Source organism: Weizmannia sp. CD-2023 (assembly GCF_036225245.1).
Lineage (GTDB): Bacteria > Bacillota > Bacilli > Bacillales > Bacillaceae_C > Weizmannia > Weizmannia faecalis.
In genome coordinates this window covers 36,161-55,424 of the sequence record NZ_JARTJQ010000075.1, presented here as the reverse complement: position 1 = coordinate 55,424, position 19,264 = coordinate 36,161, and the positions used below count along the sequence as shown (strand labels likewise).

At 47.9% G+C, this 19,264-nt stretch carries 17 protein-coding genes; 6 read left to right on the top strand and 11 right to left on the bottom strand.

Going from position 1 to position 19,264, the window contains the following annotated elements; all coding sequences use genetic code 11:
- From alaS to P9687_RS10935, 4 genes are all read right to left on the bottom strand, one after another.
- A partial coding sequence (alaS, locus tag P9687_RS10950) for an alanine--tRNA ligase (RefSeq protein ID WP_328228895.1) occupies positions 1-2,540 on the bottom strand: 2,540 nt, incomplete at its 3' end.
- 417 nt (positions 2,541-2,957) lie between these two features.
- Complete coding sequence (locus P9687_RS10945; RefSeq protein ID WP_046720707.1) at positions 2,958-4,049, bottom strand: AI-2E family transporter; 1,092 nt, start codon at positions 4,047-4,049, stop codon at positions 2,958-2,960.
- Positions 4,050-4,310: 261 nt separating this feature from the next.
- Positions 4,311-4,442 (bottom strand): DUF3918 family protein, encoded by a 132-nt coding sequence (locus P9687_RS10940; RefSeq protein WP_080746274.1) that lies wholly within the window; start codon positions 4,440-4,442, stop codon positions 4,311-4,313.
- A gap of 17 nt (positions 4,443-4,459) precedes the next feature.
- Entirely contained in the window at positions 4,460-4,672 is a 213-nt protein-coding gene (locus tag P9687_RS10935; protein ID WP_035188196.1) for a hypothetical protein, read from the bottom strand.
- Between the two features lie 159 nt (positions 4,673-4,831).
- Between P9687_RS10935 and P9687_RS10930 the strand changes: the two genes are divergently transcribed.
- Positions 4,832-5,272: a YndM family protein gene (locus P9687_RS10930; protein WP_014097917.1), complete on the top strand. Its 441-nt coding sequence runs from the start codon at positions 4,832-4,834 to the stop codon at positions 5,270-5,272.
- 38 nt (positions 5,273-5,310) lie between these two features.
- Here P9687_RS10930 and P9687_RS10925 read toward each other — a convergent pair whose 3' ends face one another.
- The gene (locus P9687_RS10925) at positions 5,311-5,772 is read right to left on the bottom strand and encodes an Lrp/AsnC family transcriptional regulator (protein ID WP_035188198.1); all 462 of its coding nucleotides are present in this window, start codon (positions 5,770-5,772) and stop codon (positions 5,311-5,313) included.
- Positions 5,773-6,103: 331 nt separating this feature from the next.
- On the opposite strand from P9687_RS10925, the gene P9687_RS10920 reads away from it, so the two are divergent.
- From P9687_RS10920 to P9687_RS10900, 5 genes are read left to right on the top strand one after another with little or no spacing between them, the layout of a single operon-like run.
- Positions 6,104-7,243, top strand: a complete 1,140-nt coding sequence (locus tag P9687_RS10920) for a Leu/Phe/Val dehydrogenase (RefSeq protein ID WP_061086592.1) — start codon at positions 6,104-6,106, stop codon at positions 7,241-7,243.
- Between the two features lie 23 nt (positions 7,244-7,266).
- Positions 7,267-8,328 carry a pyruvate dehydrogenase (acetyl-transferring) E1 component subunit alpha gene (gene pdhA / locus P9687_RS10915; protein WP_061086591.1) on the top strand — a complete coding sequence of 354 codons (1,062 nt, stop codon included), beginning with the start codon at positions 7,267-7,269 and terminating at the stop codon, positions 8,326-8,328.
- A gap of 1 nt (position 8,329) precedes the next feature.
- The gene (locus tag P9687_RS10910) at positions 8,330-9,349 is read left to right on the top strand and encodes an alpha-ketoacid dehydrogenase subunit beta (protein WP_429892890.1); all 1,020 of its coding nucleotides are present in this window, start codon (positions 8,330-8,332) and stop codon (positions 9,347-9,349) included.
- Positions 9,350-9,361: 12 nt separating this feature from the next.
- Positions 9,362-10,612, top strand: coding sequence for a dihydrolipoamide acetyltransferase family protein (locus tag P9687_RS10905; RefSeq protein ID WP_201029379.1), 1,251 nt, complete (start codon positions 9,362-9,364; stop codon positions 10,610-10,612).
- 58 nt (positions 10,613-10,670) lie between these two features.
- The gene (locus tag P9687_RS10900; RefSeq protein WP_061577085.1) at positions 10,671-12,056 is read left to right on the top strand and encodes an amino acid permease; all 1,386 of its coding nucleotides are present in this window, start codon (positions 10,671-10,673) and stop codon (positions 12,054-12,056) included.
- Between the two features lie 44 nt (positions 12,057-12,100).
- On the opposite strand, the gene recD2 is transcribed toward P9687_RS10900, so the two are convergent.
- The 6 genes from recD2 to P9687_RS10870 form a co-directional block, all read right to left on the bottom strand.
- The gene (gene recD2, locus P9687_RS10895; RefSeq protein ID WP_014097912.1) at positions 12,101-14,524 is read right to left on the bottom strand and encodes an SF1B family DNA helicase RecD2; all 2,424 of its coding nucleotides are present in this window, start codon (positions 14,522-14,524) and stop codon (positions 12,101-12,103) included.
- Positions 14,525-14,534: 10 nt separating this feature from the next.
- Positions 14,535-15,203, bottom strand: coding sequence for a tetratricopeptide repeat protein (locus P9687_RS10890; RefSeq protein WP_061577086.1), 669 nt, complete (start codon positions 15,201-15,203; stop codon positions 14,535-14,537).
- 365 nt (positions 15,204-15,568) lie between these two features.
- Entirely contained in the window at positions 15,569-16,684 is a 1,116-nt protein-coding gene (gene mnmA, locus P9687_RS10885) for a tRNA 2-thiouridine(34) synthase MnmA (protein ID WP_168986058.1), read from the bottom strand.
- A 15-nt stretch (positions 16,685-16,699) separates the two neighbouring features.
- Complete coding sequence (locus P9687_RS10880) at positions 16,700-17,845, bottom strand: cysteine desulfurase family protein (protein ID WP_035188214.1); 1,146 nt, start codon at positions 17,843-17,845, stop codon at positions 16,700-16,702.
- Positions 17,846-17,865: 20 nt separating this feature from the next.
- A complete protein-coding gene (gene cymR, locus P9687_RS10875; RefSeq protein ID WP_014097908.1) occupies positions 17,866-18,285 on the bottom strand; it encodes a cysteine metabolism transcriptional regulator CymR in 420 nt (139 codons plus the stop codon).
- Positions 18,286-18,595: 310 nt separating this feature from the next.
- The gene (locus tag P9687_RS10870) at positions 18,596-19,264 is read right to left on the bottom strand and encodes a hypothetical protein (protein WP_064505180.1); all 669 of its coding nucleotides are present in this window, start codon (positions 19,262-19,264) and stop codon (positions 18,596-18,598) included.

Below are 19,264 nucleotides of genomic sequence, written 5' to 3'. Positions count from 1 at the left end.
CCGCAGCGCGATGCCACTTCTTTTACTAGCTTCCCGGCATGGTACCCTTTTTCGACAAGGTCTTTGGTGACGCCAGCAATGAAGCTGGCTTTTCCGTCTGTCGCCGCAGCGAGGACAATAATGCCGCTTCCGAGTTTTTGTTTTAAATCGTCCGCCATATTGCGCAATTGGTTCATGTCGCCGGCTTCGACTTTCGCCGCGAGCACATTTATGCCGTCTACTACTTTTACGCGGTCCACAAGCGATCCGGCTTCGATATTGGCGAGTTTTGCGGCCAGGGATGCATTTTCACGCTGCGCTTCTTTCAATTCCTGCTGGAGGGCGTCGATACGGTCCGGCAATTCTGTTGGTTTTACTTTTAATTTGGCGCTTGCCTCTTTTAAAAGGTGGAGCTGTTCCTGCATCAATCCGTAAGCATATTTTCCCGTCACCGCTTCAATCCGCCTTGTCCCTGCACCGATTCCGGATTCGGAAACAATTTTGAACAGGCCGATCTGGGCTGTGTTCGAAACATGGCAGCCGCCGCACAGTTCCAGGCTGTAGTCGCCCATTTGAACGACGCGGACGATCTCCCCGTATTTTTCGCCAAACAACGCCATCGCGCCCATCGCTTTCGCTTCGTCCAGTTTTTTCAAATCCGTTGTAACCGGCAGGCTTGCCCAAATTTTTTCATTGACGATCGTTTCAATTTTTTCGAGTTCTTCTTCTGTCACCTGCCCGAAATGCGAGAAGTCAAAACGGAGGCGTCCCGGTTCGACAAGCGATCCCGCCTGGTTGACATGAACGCCGAGCACATCCTTCAATGCCTGGTGTAACAGATGGGTAGCAGAGTGGTTCTTTTCCGTGTCACGGCGTTTTGCTCCGTCCACCTGTGCAAATACTTCCTGGCCGGTTTTGATGGTGCCTGATACGACAACGCCCTGATGCAAATTTTGGCCGTTCGGCGCTTTCTGCACATTTGTGACCTCCACTTTCAGCCCTTCTGCTGTCAAGGTGCCATGATCGGCAATCTGGCCGCCGCTTTCCGCGTAAAAAGGGGTTTGATCTAAAATGAACTGGATTTCCTCTCCGCTGGCAGCCGACTCCGTGATGTCACCGTCTTTTAAAAGGACAGCGACATGGGCCGTCCCCTCAAGGCGGTCATAACCGATAAATTCGCTTTTCACTGTAATATTGCCGAGCACGCCGCCTTGGACGGACATCGATTCTGCCTGCTGGCGGGCGTTGCGTGCGCGTTCACGCTGCCGCTCCATTTCTTTTTCAAAGCCTTCATGGTCGGCACGGAGCCCCTGGTCGTGCGCATACTCTTCTGTCAGTTCAACAGGGAAGCCGTACGTATCGTAAAGCATGAAAATATCTTCACCCGGCAGCTGTTCTAAGCCGTTTTTCTTTGCCGCCCTGATCCGTTCTTCCAAAATGGAAAGCCCTTCGTTCAGCGTTTCCTGGAAACGTTCTTCTTCGGAACGAACCACTTTTTGCACAAAATCGGCATTTTTTTCCACTTCCGGATAATAGGAATTCATAATCCGGCCGACCGTCGGCACAAGCTTGTACATAAAAGCGCCGTGAATATCGAGCTGAATGGCGTATCGAACCGCCCGGCGCAAAAGCCTGCGTAAAACATAGCCGCGGCCTTCGTTTGACGGCAGCGCCCCGTCCGCAACCGCAAAGGCAACGGTGCGGATATGGTCGGCAATCACTTTAAATGCTGTATCCGCCTCTTTGTTTCCGGCACGGTATTTTTTACCGGAGATTTTTTCGACCTCTTGAATAATCGGCATGAACAAGTCGCTGTCATAGTTGGTATCGACCCCTTGCAGCACGCATGCCATCCGTTCGAGGCCCATTCCGGTATCAATGTTTTTCTTCGGCAGCTCCGGATACTCGCTGCGCGGAACCCCTGGTATCGCATTAAACTGGGATAACACGATATTCCAGATTTCAATATAGCGGTCGTTTTCCATATCTTCCTGAAGGAGCCGGATTCCTAACCGTTCCGGGTCGTATTTTTCCCCGCGGTCGAAGAAAATTTCCGTATCCGGCCCGGATGGCCCTTCGCCGATTTCCCAGAAATTGCCCTCGAGCGGGATAATATGATCCGGGGACACCCCGATTTTTTTCCAGCATGCAATCGAATCCAGGTCATCGGGATAAACGGTGACATACAGTTTTTCTTTTGGCATGCCGAACCATTTGTCGGAAGTCAGCAGCTCCCATGCCCAGGCAATCGCTTCTTCACGGAAATAATCCCCAATCGAAAAGTTGCCGAGCATTTCAAAAAATGTATGGTGGCGCGCTGTTTTTCCGACATTTTCAATATCGTTTGTCCGGATTGCTTTTTGCGCGTTGACAATGCGCGGGTTTTCCGGAATGACCGTGCCGTCAAAATATTTTTTTAAAGTGGCCACACCGCTGTTAATCCAAAGTAGCGACGGGTCATTGACCGGGATCAGTGAAGCGCTCGGCTCGACTTTATGCCCTTTTTCCTTAAAAAAGTCCAAAAACATGCTGCGGATTTCCGCACTTGATCTTTTCTTCATGAGAAAACCTCCTCTGTTTATTTATGAAAACCGGAACCCCCCGGACGCAAAAAAGCCCCCATCCCGGACAGGGACGAGAGGCTTGCTCGCGGTACCACCCTGATTAAAGGCAAAAAACGCCCTTCTCTTTGGGTGCCTGTAACGGGGCAAAACGGCAGGGTTTGGCTGCACTCCGGATTAGCGTTCTGTTATCCTTCATTTTGGAATTTCTTTCAGCCGCGGAAATTCCTCTCTGGGCCGTACATCACGGTTTAAAATGGGCGATAACATACTCGATCTTTCTTCGTTTTTTGATATGCAGTTCTATCAATAGGAACGGCCTGTGCTGCGCAATTCCCAAGCCCGGACAAAAATCCCTGTCCGGAAGCCTATTTTGCCCACAGGACACGTATGTTCATGGGTAAATTATAAAAAAGTTTACTCCGGTTTGTCAACTTGATTCGTGCGGCCTGAAAAGCGCAAAGTTTTGCGAGCATGGATGATGGCCACTTTCAGCACGGCAAGCGCCGGCACAGCGAGAATCAGTCCTGCGATCCCCGCGATTTCCTCTCCCGCGATCAAGGCGATGATGATAAACAGCGGGTGAAGATGCAAAGATTTCCCGACAATAAAAGGGGAAAGGATATTGCTTTCAATAAATTGCAGGACGAACACAATGATGACCACATAAAGGACAAATTTTAATGAAATGGTCGCCGCAATAACCGAAACGGGAATGGCGCCCAAAACAGGGCCAAAATACGGAATGACATTGGTGACCCCGATGATGATGCCGAGTAGAATCGGGTATTTCATGCCAAGGATGGCAAATGCGACAAAAGAAAGAAAGCCGATCAACAGGCAATCCAAAAGCTGGCCGCGGAGATAGCCGCCGATCGACCGGTCGACATCGCGAATAAATGCTGCAGCGGACGGCCGCCATTTTTCCGGCGTCAATGCCAGTGCTGCTTTTTTGACATGTTCAAAATCTTTCAGAAGGTAAAATGAAATAAACGGAATGACGGCAAGCGCAATGGCGTAATTGACAAGTTGCATCAGCATATTGATTGAATTTGAAACATTTGCAGAGAGCCATAATTCAAAGCGTTCAATGCGCTCGTCAATCTGGTCCTGAAGCCCGTCCGGCCAGTGCTTCATCGATGTTTGCAAGTAAACAACGCCGTCCCTGTACTGGTCTGCAAACTGCGGCAGATGTTCCGACAGATCGTTCATTTGGGCGATCACAAGCGGCAGCCCTCTGTAAATGCCGTAAGCGGTGCCGCCAAAAAACAAAATATAGATAATCAGGATAGCAAGCCCTCTCGGCAGCCCATTTTTATAAAGAAATTCAACAAGCGGGTGGAGGATGTAAGCGATAAAACCGCCGATTAAAAGCGGCAGGCATACCGCCAGTACGACGCGCAATACGGGCGCCCAAAAAGGCTTGAGTAAAAGCAGCACATATAAAATAATCAGAATAAATAACAACCAAAACAATTTATACAGCCATGTACCGCGAAACCGTTGCATAAAAAAACCTCCCTCCTTCAAGTGTTTGCGAAAGAGGGAAGTTTATGAGGATTTTTATCACCGGTCCAATGCAGCAACCTTTCGGACAACCGAAATACGGAGGGCGCAAACACCTTATGAACGAGAACACCGGGCTTCGTGAAAAGGGATGCAGCGGGACAGGGATATCCGCCATTTGGCAAGATGCATCCGCGCGTTCCCTTTCGGCCGTTGGCGTCCGGCCAGGGAAACGAGACCGGGGTTTTTATCGGATAGGCGGTTTTAACGGAATGCCTTGCGCACCCGCTTTGCCATTTTCCGCATCTGCCGCCTGTCCGCGAAGCCATTTTTCGCCATTTGGGCAGCGGCCATTCCCGCACCAAAACCGACTGCAGCTATCATCATTTTGTTCATTTCCCCATTCCCTCCATTCAGCTGAGTTTGCGTGCTTCTTCCTCAAACAAATCATCCAAAGAGCTCAATGTGCCGTCTTCTTCCACCTGATGCGTATGGATTGTATTTTTTGCAACCGATAGTTCAATAAAACAGTTCCAGCAGTAATACTGGTTCACGCCGATTTTTCCGATGTCCTTGCTTCGGCAATTCGGGCATTGCATGGTAAGCACCTCGCTTTCAAGGTCCATTTTTGCTTACCAATATGCCCAATTTTTCCAAAAAGCATACGTCAAACCGGCATATATAGTTTGCCGGAGCGGACTGACAGCATGCAAGGAAACGGTTCCCAGCGTATGATCGTCCATTCCGGAAAAAATATAGGAAACCAACAGCAGGAAGTGACATGTATGCAAAACATTAAACCGCTTTTGATTAAAATCGCCGGGCATTTTATTTTTTTGTATTTGGTGCTCGGCTTCATTTACGGCATGTCTTTTTTCGGTGTGCTGTTTACAGCGCTCTTGCTTAGCGTGATTTCTTATTTTTTGGCTGATCTTGGCCTTCTTCCGCGCACAGCGGACTGGTTTGTACTGATCTTAGACTTTGGGCTTGCATTTTCTGTCATCTGGGGGATGACTCGGTTTTTCGCCCACAACCATTTGCCGGGGCTTCAGGTTTCGATCGGTGCTGCCGTCGTCATCAGCGTATTCGAACATTTTTATCACCAATATTTAACCGACTATGTGCTCCAAAAAGGGGTTCCGCGGCGGAGCAAAGCACAAACCCTCCGGTACGGCACGGAAACCGCAGAGGAAATCCGTCCGGAAACGGGAAAGAAACAGCAATAAGGGCTTGCCGGGATGTTTAAACCGGGGTTTCGCAAGCCCTAATTTTTTTGTTTTTCTTCAAAAGGAACCGGCGTCATACAGCGAAAAGCGACCGGTGATGACAGTACGATCGATGTGTTGATGTTTCCATAAGGGGTTAGCCGGTCAATCAGCTTGCTCAGATGGTCCATAGAGGTAACAGCAGCTTTCAGCAAATAGCTGACAGCGCCTGTCAAGCGATGGCATTCAACAATTTCGGGAACCTGCACAATCCATTTCTCAAATTCTGTATAAGTGGACATCTTGATCTCACTTACCTGCATGTAAGCAACCACTTCCCTGCCCACAGCTTTCGGGGATACCCTTGCGCTGAATCCTTCGATAATCCCCTTCTCCTGTAGCCGTTTCAACCGCTCCGAAATGCTCGGGCGGCTGAGGGACAATTTCTTCGATAAATCACTTAAAGTCATGCGCCCGTCCTTTTGCAGCATTTCAAGAAGACGAATGTCCAACTGGTCCATGAAAAAGCCCCCTTTGCAAAATGCAGTTTGCGATACGAAAACTTATTCAAAATAGAAAGGTTTACACCCGAAATTGATACAGTTTGTTATTTCGTTTCTTTTTGCCATCGTTTATGATGGATTCAGACACAAAATCTTATAAATTTTTAGATTTCACATGATGTTACCGCTTTCATTCTAGCACATCGTTTCTGGTGCAATAAAGTATTCAATTGCAATGATTTTTAGGCGGCGGTCCGGTGAAATGTAAACGCTGTCAAAATAAGTGCAGGAAACCTTTTCTTTTAAACTTTTATCACTATATCCACAGTGCAAATGGAGGTAATCTGAAATGAATGTAATCAAACCGCATATGCAAACAACGGAAACATTGCTCGATAAAATGCAGGAACATGAACAAATTGTTTTTTGTAATGATCCTGCGACAGGTTTGAAAGCCATTATCGCAATCCATAATACGACACTCGGGCCGGCATTGGGAGGCTGCCGCATGCAGCCGTACCGGACGCTGGATGAAGCGTTGGAAGATGTGTTGCGGTTATCGAAAGGGATGACCTATAAATGTGCAGCGGCGGATGTCGATTTTGGCGGAGGAAAAGCAGTGTTGATCGGCGACCCGTCAAAGGATAAAACCCCCGCCATGTTCAGAGCTTTTGGCCAGTTTGTTGATTCCTTGAACGGTCGTTTTTATACAGGAACGGATATGGGGACCTCCATGGACGATTTTATCCATGCCGCCAAAGAAACCCGGTGTATCGTAGGCATCCCGGAATGCTACGGCGGTGGCGGTGATTCATCCGTTCCAACTGCGCTTGGCGTCATTTACGGAATAAAAGCAGCGAATAAAGCCGTTTTTGGATCGGCGGATCTTGCTGGAAAAGCGTATGCGGTGCAGGGGCTCGGAAAAGTGGGCTTTAAAGTGGCTGAACATTTGCTGGAAGCGGGTGCGGATTTATATGTGAGCGATATTCATGAAGAAGCCGTCCAGGCCATTTTGACACGTGCAAAACAGTTGGGAAGCGCCGTGCGTGTTGTGAAAAGCCATGAGATCTATGCGGCTGAAGCTGATGTCTTTGTCCCGTGTGCTCTTGGCGGAATCCTCAATGATGACACCATCCATCAATTAAAAGTAAAAGCGGTAGCCGGATCTGCCAACAACCAGCTTTTATCGGAAAAGCACAGTGAAGCCTTGAAACGCAAAGGCATTTTATACGCTCCTGATTATATTGTGAATGCCGGCGGGTTGATCCAAGTCGCCGACGAACTGTACGGCTATCAAAAAGAACGGGTGTACACAAAAACAAAATCCATTTACACGTCATTAATCGAAGTGTTTAAACAAGCAGAGATGGACAATATCACCACCTCACAAGCCGCAAACCGCCTTTGTGAAAAACGGATAGAAGAACGCAAAAAGCAAAACAGCTTTTTCACGCACAGCAAACGTCCGAAATGGGATATCCGCAAGTAATATTTTTTGGAGGTGTTGGGAGAATGGAATTTCCAATATTTCAAATCGTGGATGAGAACGGCCGGCTCGTAAATGATCAATTCAGCAGCCAAATGACAAAGGAACTTGCCAAACAATTTTACTATCATATGGTGCGCATCCGCCACTTTGACCGGAAAGCTGTAAGTTTACAGCGCCAGGGCAGACTGGGGACGTATGCACCTTTTGAGGGGCAGGAAGCTTCCCAGGTTGGAAGTGCACTGGCGTTAGAAAAAGATGACTGGATTTTCCCTACTTATCGGGACCATGGTGCCGCATTAACGTTCGGCGCCGGAATGGCACGCACCTATCTGTATTGGAATGGTCGTGTGGAAGGATGTGTGCCTGAAGAAGGGAAAAAGATATTTCCCCCTGCCGTTCCGATTGCCACGCAAATCCCGCATGCTGCCGGGGCTGCCATCGCAGAAAAATGGAAAGGAACCAGCAATGCAGTGATTGCCTATTTTGGCGACGGTGCCACTTCAGAAGGCGATTTTCATGAAGGGCTGAATTTCGCAAGTGTATTTAAAGCGCCTGTCCTCTTCTTTAATCAAAATAACGGCTTTGCCATTTCAGTGCCCGTTAAAAAACAAATGAATTCCAAAACGATTGCCCAAAAATCAGTAGCCTATGATATACCGGGTATCCGCGTTGACGGCAACGATATTTTTGCGGTCTATTTCCAGGCAAAGGCATGGCTTGACCGGGCGCGCAGTGGAGAAGGGCCAGCACTGATTGAAGCCGTGACATGGAGAACCGGTGCCCATACAACGGCAGATGACCCAGGAAAGTACCGCGACCAGCCGGAAAGTGAAGCAATTGGCAAGCGCCGGGACCCTATCCTTCGCGTGGAACGGTTTATGAAATTAAACGGCTTTTGGGATGAAGATTGGGCAAAAAGCGTTACAGAAGAAATCACGAATGAGGTAGAACAAGCTGTAAAGGAAATGGAAAATTTTCCAAAACCGAATGTCCATGATTTATTTGACCATGTTTTTGATCAGCCTACTTGGAATATTGCTAACCAAAAAGCACAATATCTTCAATTCAGCGGGGAGGGAGTTTAACATGGCATTATCGATGGAAAGGCCCATGGAGCTAACTGTAAAAACGAAGGCGTTAACGCTTGTGCAGGCTGTTACAGACGGGCTCTTCACAATGTTGCAAGAAGATGGGCAGGTGCTCTTGCTCGGGGAAGATATCGGCAAAAACGGAGGCGTATTCCGGGCAACAGACGGTTTGCAAGAGCAATTCGGCCCGGACCGCGTCATCGACACCCCTTTGAGTGAAGCGGGCATTATCGGCAGCGCCACCGGCATGGCGGTGAACGGGTTTAAACCTGTTGTGGAGATTCAGTTCCTCGGCTTTATTTATCCGGCATTCGAGCAAATCATTTCGCACGTATCCCGGATGCGGATGCGAACGATGGGAAAGTTTTCCGTTCCGATGGTGATTCGTGCCCCATACGGCGCGGGCATCCGGGCGCCCGAAATTCATTCAGACAGTGTGGAAGCGCTGTTCACCCATATTCCCGGCATGAAAGTTGTCTGCCCTTCTTCCGCGTACGATGCAAAGGGGTTGTTGATCGCAGCCATTGAAGATCCCGATCCCGTCTTATTTTTAGAACCATTAAAATTGTATCGTGCAAACCGTGAAGAAGTCCCTGAAGGAAAGTATGCCATTGAAATCGGAAAAGGAAAAAAACTGAAAGATGGCAATGACATCTCCATTTTTGCATGGGGCGCGATGGTACCGGTCGCACAAAAAGCAGCTGAATTGGCGGAACAATCCGGTTTTACATGCGATGTCATTGATTTGCGGACGCTCTACCCGCTTGATAAGGACATCATCTCAGCCTCCGTCCAAAAAACAGGGCGTGCAGTCATTGTACATGAGGCCCATGAAACCGGTGGGGTCGGAAATGATATCATTTCCATCATTAACGATACTTCGTTTCTCTATTTGAAATCCCCGGTTGAACGTGTGACCGGATTTGATGTACCCGTTCCGCTATTTGCATTAGAAGATCATTATTTGCCAACCCCTCAAAGAGTGTTCAAAGCAATCGAAAAAGCCATGTATTTTTAGGAGGAGATGACATTGGTAGAAGTGAAGCTTCATGATATTGGTGAAGGCATGACAGAGGGAGAGATTATCCATTATTTTGTAAAAGAAGGGGATTCGGTCAAAGCGGACCAGCCCCTTGCAGAGGTCCAAACCGATAAAATGGTGGCTGAACTCCCTTCTCCTGCCTCAGGAAAAGTAAAGAAGATTGTGGTCGGCAGCGGTTCCACAGTACCCGTCGGCACCACCCTTCTCATCGTGGAACCGGACAATATCAAAGCAGCAAGCACCGAAAAGAAACAGGATAAACCGGCTTTTGATCAAACAGCCGCACCGCTACGCCAAACGGGCAAAAGAAAACTCATTATGGCCGCGCCTTATACAAGAAAAGTGGCACGGGAACTGGGGGTGGATATTTACGAAATTCCCGGCACCGGCAAAAACGGCCGCATCACGGTCGAAGATGTCTACCATTTTGTGCAAAAGCAGGATTACAAAAACGATCTCAAAGAATCCAATACGCCTGCCAATCAAGCAATAAATGAAAATGCTGAACCTATACAGCTGCATGAAGCAAAGGATATTTTTGAAGCAAAACCGGATGTGATTCCTTTCAGGGGCAGGAGGAAGCAGATTGCAAAGAAAATGACACAATCCCTTTATACCATCCCACATGTGACCCATTTTGAAGAGGCAGATTTAACAGAACTCCTCGCTTATCGGGAGGCGTTAAAAGAAATGGGCATCCGTATCTCAGCCGTTGCTTTCTTTATTAAAGCGATTATAATAGCTTTAAAGGAATACCCTGTTTTCAACGCCAAGCTGGACGAGGAAAACGAAGTGATACGGCTTGAAAAGGAATACCATATCGGCATTGCAACCGATACAAAAGAGGGGCTGATTGTGCCTGTGATTCATCACGCGGACCGGTTAACCGTCCGGCAAATTCACGAAAAATTAAAAACATTAACCCGGAAAGCACAAGAGAACAAACTCGGGCCGTCTGAATTGAAAGGCAGTACGTTTACGGTCAGCAATGTCGGCCCATTAGGAAGCATAGGCGCCACACCAATCATTCACTATCCTGAAACCGGGCTTATTTCTTTTCATAAGACAAAGAAAAGGCCCGTCGTGATGGATAACGATGAGATTGCCATTCGCCCGATCATGACCTTGTCCATGTCTTTCGACCACCGCGTTGCGGATGGCGCCACAGCGGTTGCTTTTACAAACCGTTTTAAACAGTTAATTGAAAACCCGAAATTATGGCTGATCGAATTGACATAGGGAGCTGGCAATACAAAAATTCATAAAACTCAGATACCGAACAAAGGAGGATCAAGGAATGGAGTCTACTTCACTGCAAAAGAAACTGTTGCCGCGCCATGTTAGTTTAATGGCAATGGGGGGAGCGATTGGTACCGGCGTTTTTAAAGGGAGCGCTGAAACGGTATCACTGGCCGGGCCAGGCGTCATTTTTTCCTACATCATTGGCGGGCTTTTACTGCTCGTTGTGATGGGGGCAATTGCAGAGATGGCGATCGCCTATCCGGACACAAACATGAAAGGATTTGTGCGAAAAGCATTTGGCCAGCGTGCATCGTTTGTAATGGGATGGTTGTACTGTTTCATGTGGTTATCGGTATGCTGTATTGAAATCGTTGTGGCTGGCAGCTTTTTGCAATACTGGCTGCCAAATATTCCGCTATGGGCATTGAGTTTGGGCTGTGCCGCCCTTGTGATTGGCATCAATTTGATGAATGTGAAGAACTACGGGGAATTTGAATTTTGGTTTGCAGGCATTAAAATCACGATGATTATTGTATTTATCCTTTTAGGGGGATGTATTTTATTCGGCCTTATCCCGAGCAATGAAACCGGCTATTTACAAAATTTTACGGCACATGGCGGGTTTTTCCCGAAAGGAATCATGTCTATCTTTTCAGCGCTTTTAATCGTCATGTTCTCATTTGGCGGTTCTGAACTCATCGGTTTAACCGTAACAGAATTAAAAAACGCGGAAAGCATTTTGCCCAAGGTAATTAAAAATTTTGTTTGGCGGATTGTTTTATTTTACACCGCTCCCATTCTCGTGATTTGCGGGTTGGTGCCCTGGAATGAAATCAGCCACCATGCGAGCCCGTTCGTCCAAGTATTGTCGATTGCAGGCCTTCAGGGTTCAGCCCACTTGATGAACTTTATTTTAATTACAGCGGTACTATCTGCAGCCAATTCCGGCATATACGGCTGTACAAGGATGCTGCACTCCCTGTCCCTGGAAGGGGAAGCACCGAAGTCTTTTTCGTATGTTACAAAAAAAGGTGTGCCATTATACAGTTTAATTTTAACTGCAACTATGTTAATCATTGCAGCGATGATCGCCTTTATTGCACAAGACCAAGTGTTTGCAATCCTAATGGCGGTTCCCGGTTTTGTCGTCTCAATGGTTTGGATTTTTATTTGCCTGTCACAGCTAAAACTTCGCCGTTCGTACCCTGTTTCTCCGGGTTTCAAATTATGGGGCTTCCCTTACGTCACCATTGCGGCAGCGGCCATTTTAATCATCATAACCGGCGCCTTTATGTTAAGTGCCCAAAACCGGATCAGTATGATTGCCTGCGTCATCGTTTTAGCCCTATTAACGGCCATATCCATCTTTAAGTTTAAAAACGCCGGGGATAAAAGTGTCCAAATCAGCCAGGTCCAACCTGCCAGAAAACTTGATCCTTGAGCCAAACCAAAAAGCAGCGGGGCCTGCCGCTGCTTTTTGGTTGCTTAATCCGGTTGGGACGCAGTCTGTCCTTCTTCTGCGTACGTGTACGGGGTAATGCCCGCCATGCCAATCATCGGGTCGACCCGGTCCCAATTTTCTTCTGTTAAGGACAGGGCTGTCTCCGTCCCTGCCTCTTTTTGTGCCGTTTTTAATGCTTCAGCCAGTTTTTCACACAGTGTCGTCTTCCGCTTTTGGTCATCTTCCCTTTCCACACCCATCCGGAAAGCCGGTTCTTCGCCAAGCAGAATTAAAATTTTTTTGCTCCTTGTAATCGCCGTATACAGCAAGTTTCGGCGCAGCATCCGGTAATAGCTGCGGACAACCGGCAAAATTACGACCGGAAACTCGCTTCCTTGCGATTTATGGATCGAACAGCAATACGCAAGCGTAATCTGATTGAAATCTGGCTTCGTATACGTCACTTCAATCCCATCAAAAGAAACGATGAGCATATCTTGTTTTTCCGTATTTTCTTTTGCGGTAAAAAGCGAGACAATCTCGCCGATATCGCCGTTATACACCCCGTGTTCCGGCTGGTTGACAAGCTGCAGTACCTTATCGCCGATCCGGTAAACCGCGTCCCCGTGCTTCAGCTCTTTGCGGGCCCCGTTCTCATTCGGATTAAAAATATTTTGCAACAGGCTGTTCAGACGGTCAATGCCGGCCGGCCCCCTGTACATCGGCGCCAGCACCTGAATGTCTTTTGCCGTATAGCCTTTCCGTTTCGCGCTTTTCACCACTTTTTCCACCGCTTCCGCCACCTGCCCGGAAGAACAGCGGATAAACGAACGGTCTGCCTGCATTTGAAAAATATTTTCCGGAATACGGCCATTTTTAACATGGTGGGCCAGTTCAATAATCGAAGAACCATCTTTCTGCCTGTATATGTCTGTCAGCCTGACAACCGGGATGGCGTTCGATTTCAATAAATCTTTCAGCACCTGGCCTGGACCGACGGACGGCAGCTGGTCTTCATCCCCAACCATGATGACTTGGATTTCATCCGGCAGCGCCTTTAACAGCTGGTTCGCAAGCCATGTATCGACCATCGACATTTCATCAATGATGACAAGCTTGCCTTCTACTTGCCGTTCCTCTGAATCGTCCAGGTCCTCCATGCCGGTCATGCCGAGCAGGCGGTGGATCGTCATCGCCGGCAGACCAGTTGACTCCGCCATTCTTTTCGCGGCCCTCCCTGTCGGCGCCGCGAGAACAATCGGAAATACCTCATCTTTTTTATAGGTTTGCGGGTCAAGCGAGACGCCGTGCAATTCACCGTACAGTTCCACAATCCCTTTAATGACCGTTGTTTTCCCTGTGCCGGGCCCGCCCGTTAAAATCATCATCGGACTCATCAGCGCTTTTTGGATGGCTTCCTTTTGCGACGGGGCATACTCGACCCCGATCCGTTCCTCAAGACTGCCTAAAGCAAGCAGGAATTCAGATTCCGGGAACTGTTCCGCATACTCGGTTTGCGACATAATCCGCTCAATATTGGAAACGATTCCTTTTTCCGAAAAATAGAGGGACGGAAGATAGACTTTGTCTTCTTCCATGATGACTTTGCTCTCTTCCTGAAGTTTCACCAGCTCATTTTCAATCAAGTCCATCGGGATTTCAACATGCTGGTATTCTTCCAAAAGGGCTTTGACATCCTGTGCAAGTTCTTCTTTCAGGACGTACACATGACCGTGCTGCATGCTTTCCATTTCCAGCATGTAACAGCAGCCGGCCTGGATGCGGTGCGGATGCGTCCCGCTGATGCCGAGCTGCCGGCCGAGTTCATCGGCCCGCCCGAAACCGATGCCTTTAATATCATCAACGAGCTGGTATGGATTTTGCGCAATTTTTTCGAGCGCCTCATCCTCGTAAACCTGGTAAATGCGCATCGCAATCTGCGGCCCGAAACCGTATTGCGCAAGCCCGATCATAACACGTTCAAGCCCCTGATGTTCAACTAACGTATCACGGATCAGCTGCGCTTTTTCCGGTGCCAGTTTCGGTACTTCGTCAAGGGCGGCGGGATTTTCCAATATTTTGCTGATCGCATTTTCACCGAGCACGCCAACGATCCGCTCCGCCGTTTTTTTGCCGATGCCGTTAAATAAATCACTGGAAAGATACTCAATAACGCCCTGCTTTGTATTGGGGATGTCTTTTTGGAAGCGATTTGCCTGGAACTGGGGGCCGAATTTCGGGTGTTCCTGCATTTTTCCAAAAAAGGTGTACGTTTCCTGTTCATGGATGCGCGGAAAATAGCCGGTAATCACCGTTTCCTTATCTTCCAGCCCGGTATTGGTCTCTTCCACCCGCACACGGATGACGGAATACAAATTTTGCTCGTTATGGAAGATGGTCGCGAGATGCTTTCCTTTTATAAAATTTTCCTCGTCCTGGAATAAATCCATCGCATGCTGTTTTTCCAATTTCATCACCTTACAGCGTTTCAATGTCTTTCAGTTTTTCAACCATTTTCAAGCCGTATCCCGAAAGCAGATGGCCCGGCTGAATCTCCACCGCTTTTTTGAAGTAGCCGGCCGCTTTCTCCAGGTCGCCAAGGAACTGCATATAAATCGCGCCTGTATTGTATAAAGCATCCGTATGTTTTGGGTCCTGTTCCAGCACTTTTTGAAATTGTTTCAGCGCTTCGTCCGCGAAATTGGATTTGATAAGGGAGAGCGCGTACTGAAATCTCGCTTCCGTATCCCCTTCATCCAGTTCAACGCTCCTTTGCAAATACGGCATGGCAAAGCGCGGATTGCCGAGCATCATAAAACACATGCCGAGCATAAAATACGTATCTTTGTCCTTGAGCCCGAGCTGGATTGCTTTTTCAAAACAGCCGGCAGCCGCTTCATAATGCCCCTCTTCGTATTGGATTGTGCCAAGGCTGTAAAAGGGGGTGGGAAGTTCTTTCAATGCCAGCGCTTTCCGGTAAAAATTCTGCGCCTTTTCCCGCTCGCCTGCAGCAAGCAGCACATCGCCGAAATGGATATAGCCGACCGGATCGTCCGGATTGTCTTCGATCGCTTCATTAAACCATTTCAGCGCTTCATCATATTTTTTATCCTGCAAGGCTTTCATACCGCGTTCATGCTTGTTCATTTCGTACACTCCTGATTAATGATACGAGTATTATAACATAAAATGAATCGCTTCACTTTTTAAACGAACCCCGACATTTTGTGAGGGCATGCTTTTGCACTTCCCCCACCCGGTCCAGATCATCGTCTTCGCAGGCTGTGTGAAAGATGAGGTGATTTTTACAGCTGTATGCAAATGGAGCGGGTCTTTTCACGCTGTGTGAAGGAGTACTGCCCTTTCCTGTTTCACGAAAAAACCTGTACTGCGATCATGGCGAGCTTCCCCGTTTCCTTGTTTCCGGCGATCACGTTTCCCCTGGTCAACATTTCACTGTTTTGTCCATAAATAGAGCCATGCCCACAATTGTGTGCATGGCTCCTGTAAGATCAGCCGACGTACATGAGCTGTTCTTCGTTTTTATAAATTTTATCGATCGTGGCACCGCCAAGGCATTCTTCACCGTTGTAAAAAACAACAGCCTGGCCGGGGGTGACGGCACGAACCGGTTCGTCGTAAATGACTTTGACTTCATCATTACCAAGCAGCTGGACCGTTACTTTCTGATCCGGCTGGCGGTAGCGGAACTTCGCGGTGCACCGGAATACTTCAGGCGGCTTTTTGCCCGATACCCAGTTTGCTTTCACGCCGGTCATATAGTCGGAGTAGAGGGCCGGATGGTGGAATCCCTGTTCCACATAAAGAACATTTTCTTTCAGGTCTTTGCCGACAGCAAACCATGGCTCGCCGGAACCGCCGATCCCAAGGCCGTGGCGCTGGCCGATCGTATAGTACATCAAACCTTCGTGTTCGCCCATCACTTTACCGTCGAGCGTTTTCATCAGCCCTTTTTGCGCAGGCAGATAATGGCTTAAAAATTCTTTGAAATTGCGTTCGCCGATAAAGCAGATGCCGGTCGAGTCTTTTTTATTTGCCGTGGCAAGCCCGGCTTCTTTCGCAATTTCGCGGACGCGCGGTTTTTCCAGATCCCCGATCGGGAACATCACGCGCGAAAGCTGGTACTGCCCGAGCTGGTTGAGAAAATACGTCTGGTCTTTATTTCCATCAACGCCCCGCAGCATTTTATATTCGCCGTCCTGGTGAGTCACGCGTGCGTAATGGCCGGTCGCAAGATAATCGGCACCGAGGTTTAAAGCATGTTCAAGAAAAGCCTTGAACTTGATTTCCTTATTGCACATCACATCCGGGTTCGGCGTCCTTCCCGCGCGGTACTCATCAAGAAAATATGTGAACACTTTATCCCAATATTGTTTTTCAAAATTAACGGCATAGTACGGAATGCCGATCTGGTTGCAGACGCGGATGACATCATTGTAGTCTTCCGTTGCCGTGCAGACGCCGTTTTCATCGGTATCATCCCAGTTTTTCATAAAAATGCCGATCACATCATAGCCCTGCTGTTTAAGCAAATAGGCGGCAACAGAAGAATCAACGCCGCCCGACATGCCAACAACCACTCTTGTATCTTTTGGTGCTTTTTTCATAATGCCTCCTCTTTTCTATTGTTGCTGGAACTTGCGGACGATTTCTGCCGTTTTACGGGCGGCCGCTTCCACTTGCTCCATCGTATTGGCAATCCCGAAACTGAAACGGATGGAGGTACGGAGCCGTTCCGAATCGCGCCCGAACATGGCAACAAGGACATGGGAAGGCTCAATCGACCCGGCTGTGCAGGCAGAACCGCTCGAGGCCGCAATCCCGGCAAGATCCAGATTGACAAGCATCGATTCCACATCCGTTTTCGGAAAACTTAAGTTGAGCACATGCGGAAGGGCCGCCTCCGCGTTGCCGTTCAGCTGAAATTCCACTTTTTCCTGCTTTAAAATTTCCATAAATCTTTGTTTAAAAGCGCTGTATTGCTTTGGTTTATCCACAAGCGCCTGCTGCGCCCATTTGACGGCCTCGGCAAAACCGGCAATGGACGCCGTATTTTCCGTTCCGGGGCGGCGTTTTAATTCCTGGGCGCCGCCGAAGTTGCGGTTTTTCAATTTTGTTCCGTTCCGAACGTATAAAAATCCGACCCCTTTTGGCCCGCCGATTTTATGGGCCGAAACGGAAAGCATGTCCACGTTCAGGGCATTTACGTCGATCTTCTCATTTCCGTAAGCCTGGACGGCGTCCGTATGAAAAACGGCCGGATGGTTTTTCAGCAGCTCACCGATTTCGGCGATTGGTTGGATCGTTCCGACTTCATTATTTCCATACATCACGCTGACAAGAATGGTATCATCTCGAAGCGCTTTTTGCACGTCTTCCGCCTTAATCCGCCCTGTTTCATCCGGCTGCAAATACGTGACGTCATACCCTTTTGTTTCCAGGTATTCCAGCGGATGCAAAACGGCATGATGTTCGATTGCCGTGGAAATAATATGTTTTCCCTTTTCAGCGGCTGCTTCTGCCGTACCGAGAATCGCGTAATTATCCGCTTCGGTTCCGCCGCTTGTAAAAATGATTTCATTAAACTGCGCGCCGATGCTGTCTGCAATCACCTGGCGCGCTTCGTCCAAAATGCGACGCGCTTCCCTGCCGAATGCATGAATGCTCGACGGATTCCCGAAATGGCCGGTAAGCACTTGCATCATTTTTTCTGTAACTTGCGGAAGGACAGGGGAAGTGGCCGCATGGTCCAAATAAATTTTTTCCACTTTTCGCACCCCATATCAATTTAGATATAATACATGTAGGCATCCGGTTCTGTATCTTCCCGGTATTTGGCCAGGTCTTCAATGGTTGTGCTGTCAAGAACATCCTTGACCGCGTCCCGGATCCGGATCCAGAGCTGGCGTTTCACCGGTTCTTCGTCTTCAATGCCCTCTACCGGTGTAATCGGTCCCTCCAGCACACGGATCACATCACCGGCTGTGATTTGTGAAGGTTTTCGCGTTAAAACATAGCCGCCGTAAGCGCCGCGGATGCTTTTGACAAACCCGGCATTACGGAGCGGCGAAATCAGCTGCTCCAGATAATGTTCGGACAAATTCTGGCTCTGGGCGATGGATTTCAGGGAAGTCGGCCCCATGCCGTACCGCTTTGCCAGTTCAATCATAATGGTCAGCCCGTAGCGGCCCTTCGTTGAGATTTTCATTTCATTCCACCTCTTTCCGATTATTCCCGAAAAAAATTGTTAAGCCAAAAACGGCAGATGAGCGCGTAAAAAAATAAGCCCATTCATATAAATGAACGAACAGACTGATCCAAACTTAACATATTATAGCATATTTATCGGCTTAATGCGAAACAAGAGCGGCGTGTGAATGCTGCTTTAACTTGAAAAACATCATTGAAAACAGGAAAAAGCCCCCTGTCATTCATGGAGGCTATAGAGGGTATTTTGTTATGTTTGATTAAGGCTAATTTTTGCATTTTTTTCGCAAGTTTCATAATAAAATCATCTTTTAATCTTTGGTTTTGTCATATTTGGAAACACTTCGTTTTCTATCTGACTTTATTTGGTGCTTCAATTCATTTTTATACGTTTTCATGACGGAAGAATGATTAACAGAAGAGGATTCGATTGTGTCACTTGTGTCCGTATCGTCAATTCCTGAAACCTCTGTATTTGAGTTGGGGCCTGAAACAAGTAAAGAACCATCATCTTGTGCATATGCTAAAAATACATAAGATTGGCCAACTTCAGGAAGCACATCATCATCAAATGTTACGATTGAACTCCCATCTTTCGAAATGCCGCCAGCTTTTTGAAGAGGAATCGGTTTGTCAGTCTCTAGTTCACCTTTCATATTTTCCAATACTGTTATTTTGTAATTGGTATAGGGTGTGGAAATTTCCTTCGTACCCTCTTCTGTTTCAATTTGTGTTGTATTTTTATATGCCGTACCTGTTTTCTCCTCAACGCGTGCTAAAAATACATAATCGGCGTCCCCGACAGTTTCTTCAGGATGATCCCTATTAATTGAAAAAGTACCGTCCATCTGCACTTTTTTAGGATGTTTGCTCGTTTTATTGGTTGCAGCATGATGAGAGCACGCCCCCATCGCCATTGCAGCAATCAGTACCAGAACAACCACCAATGGAAGCAATGTTTTTTTCTGTGAAAAACTCAT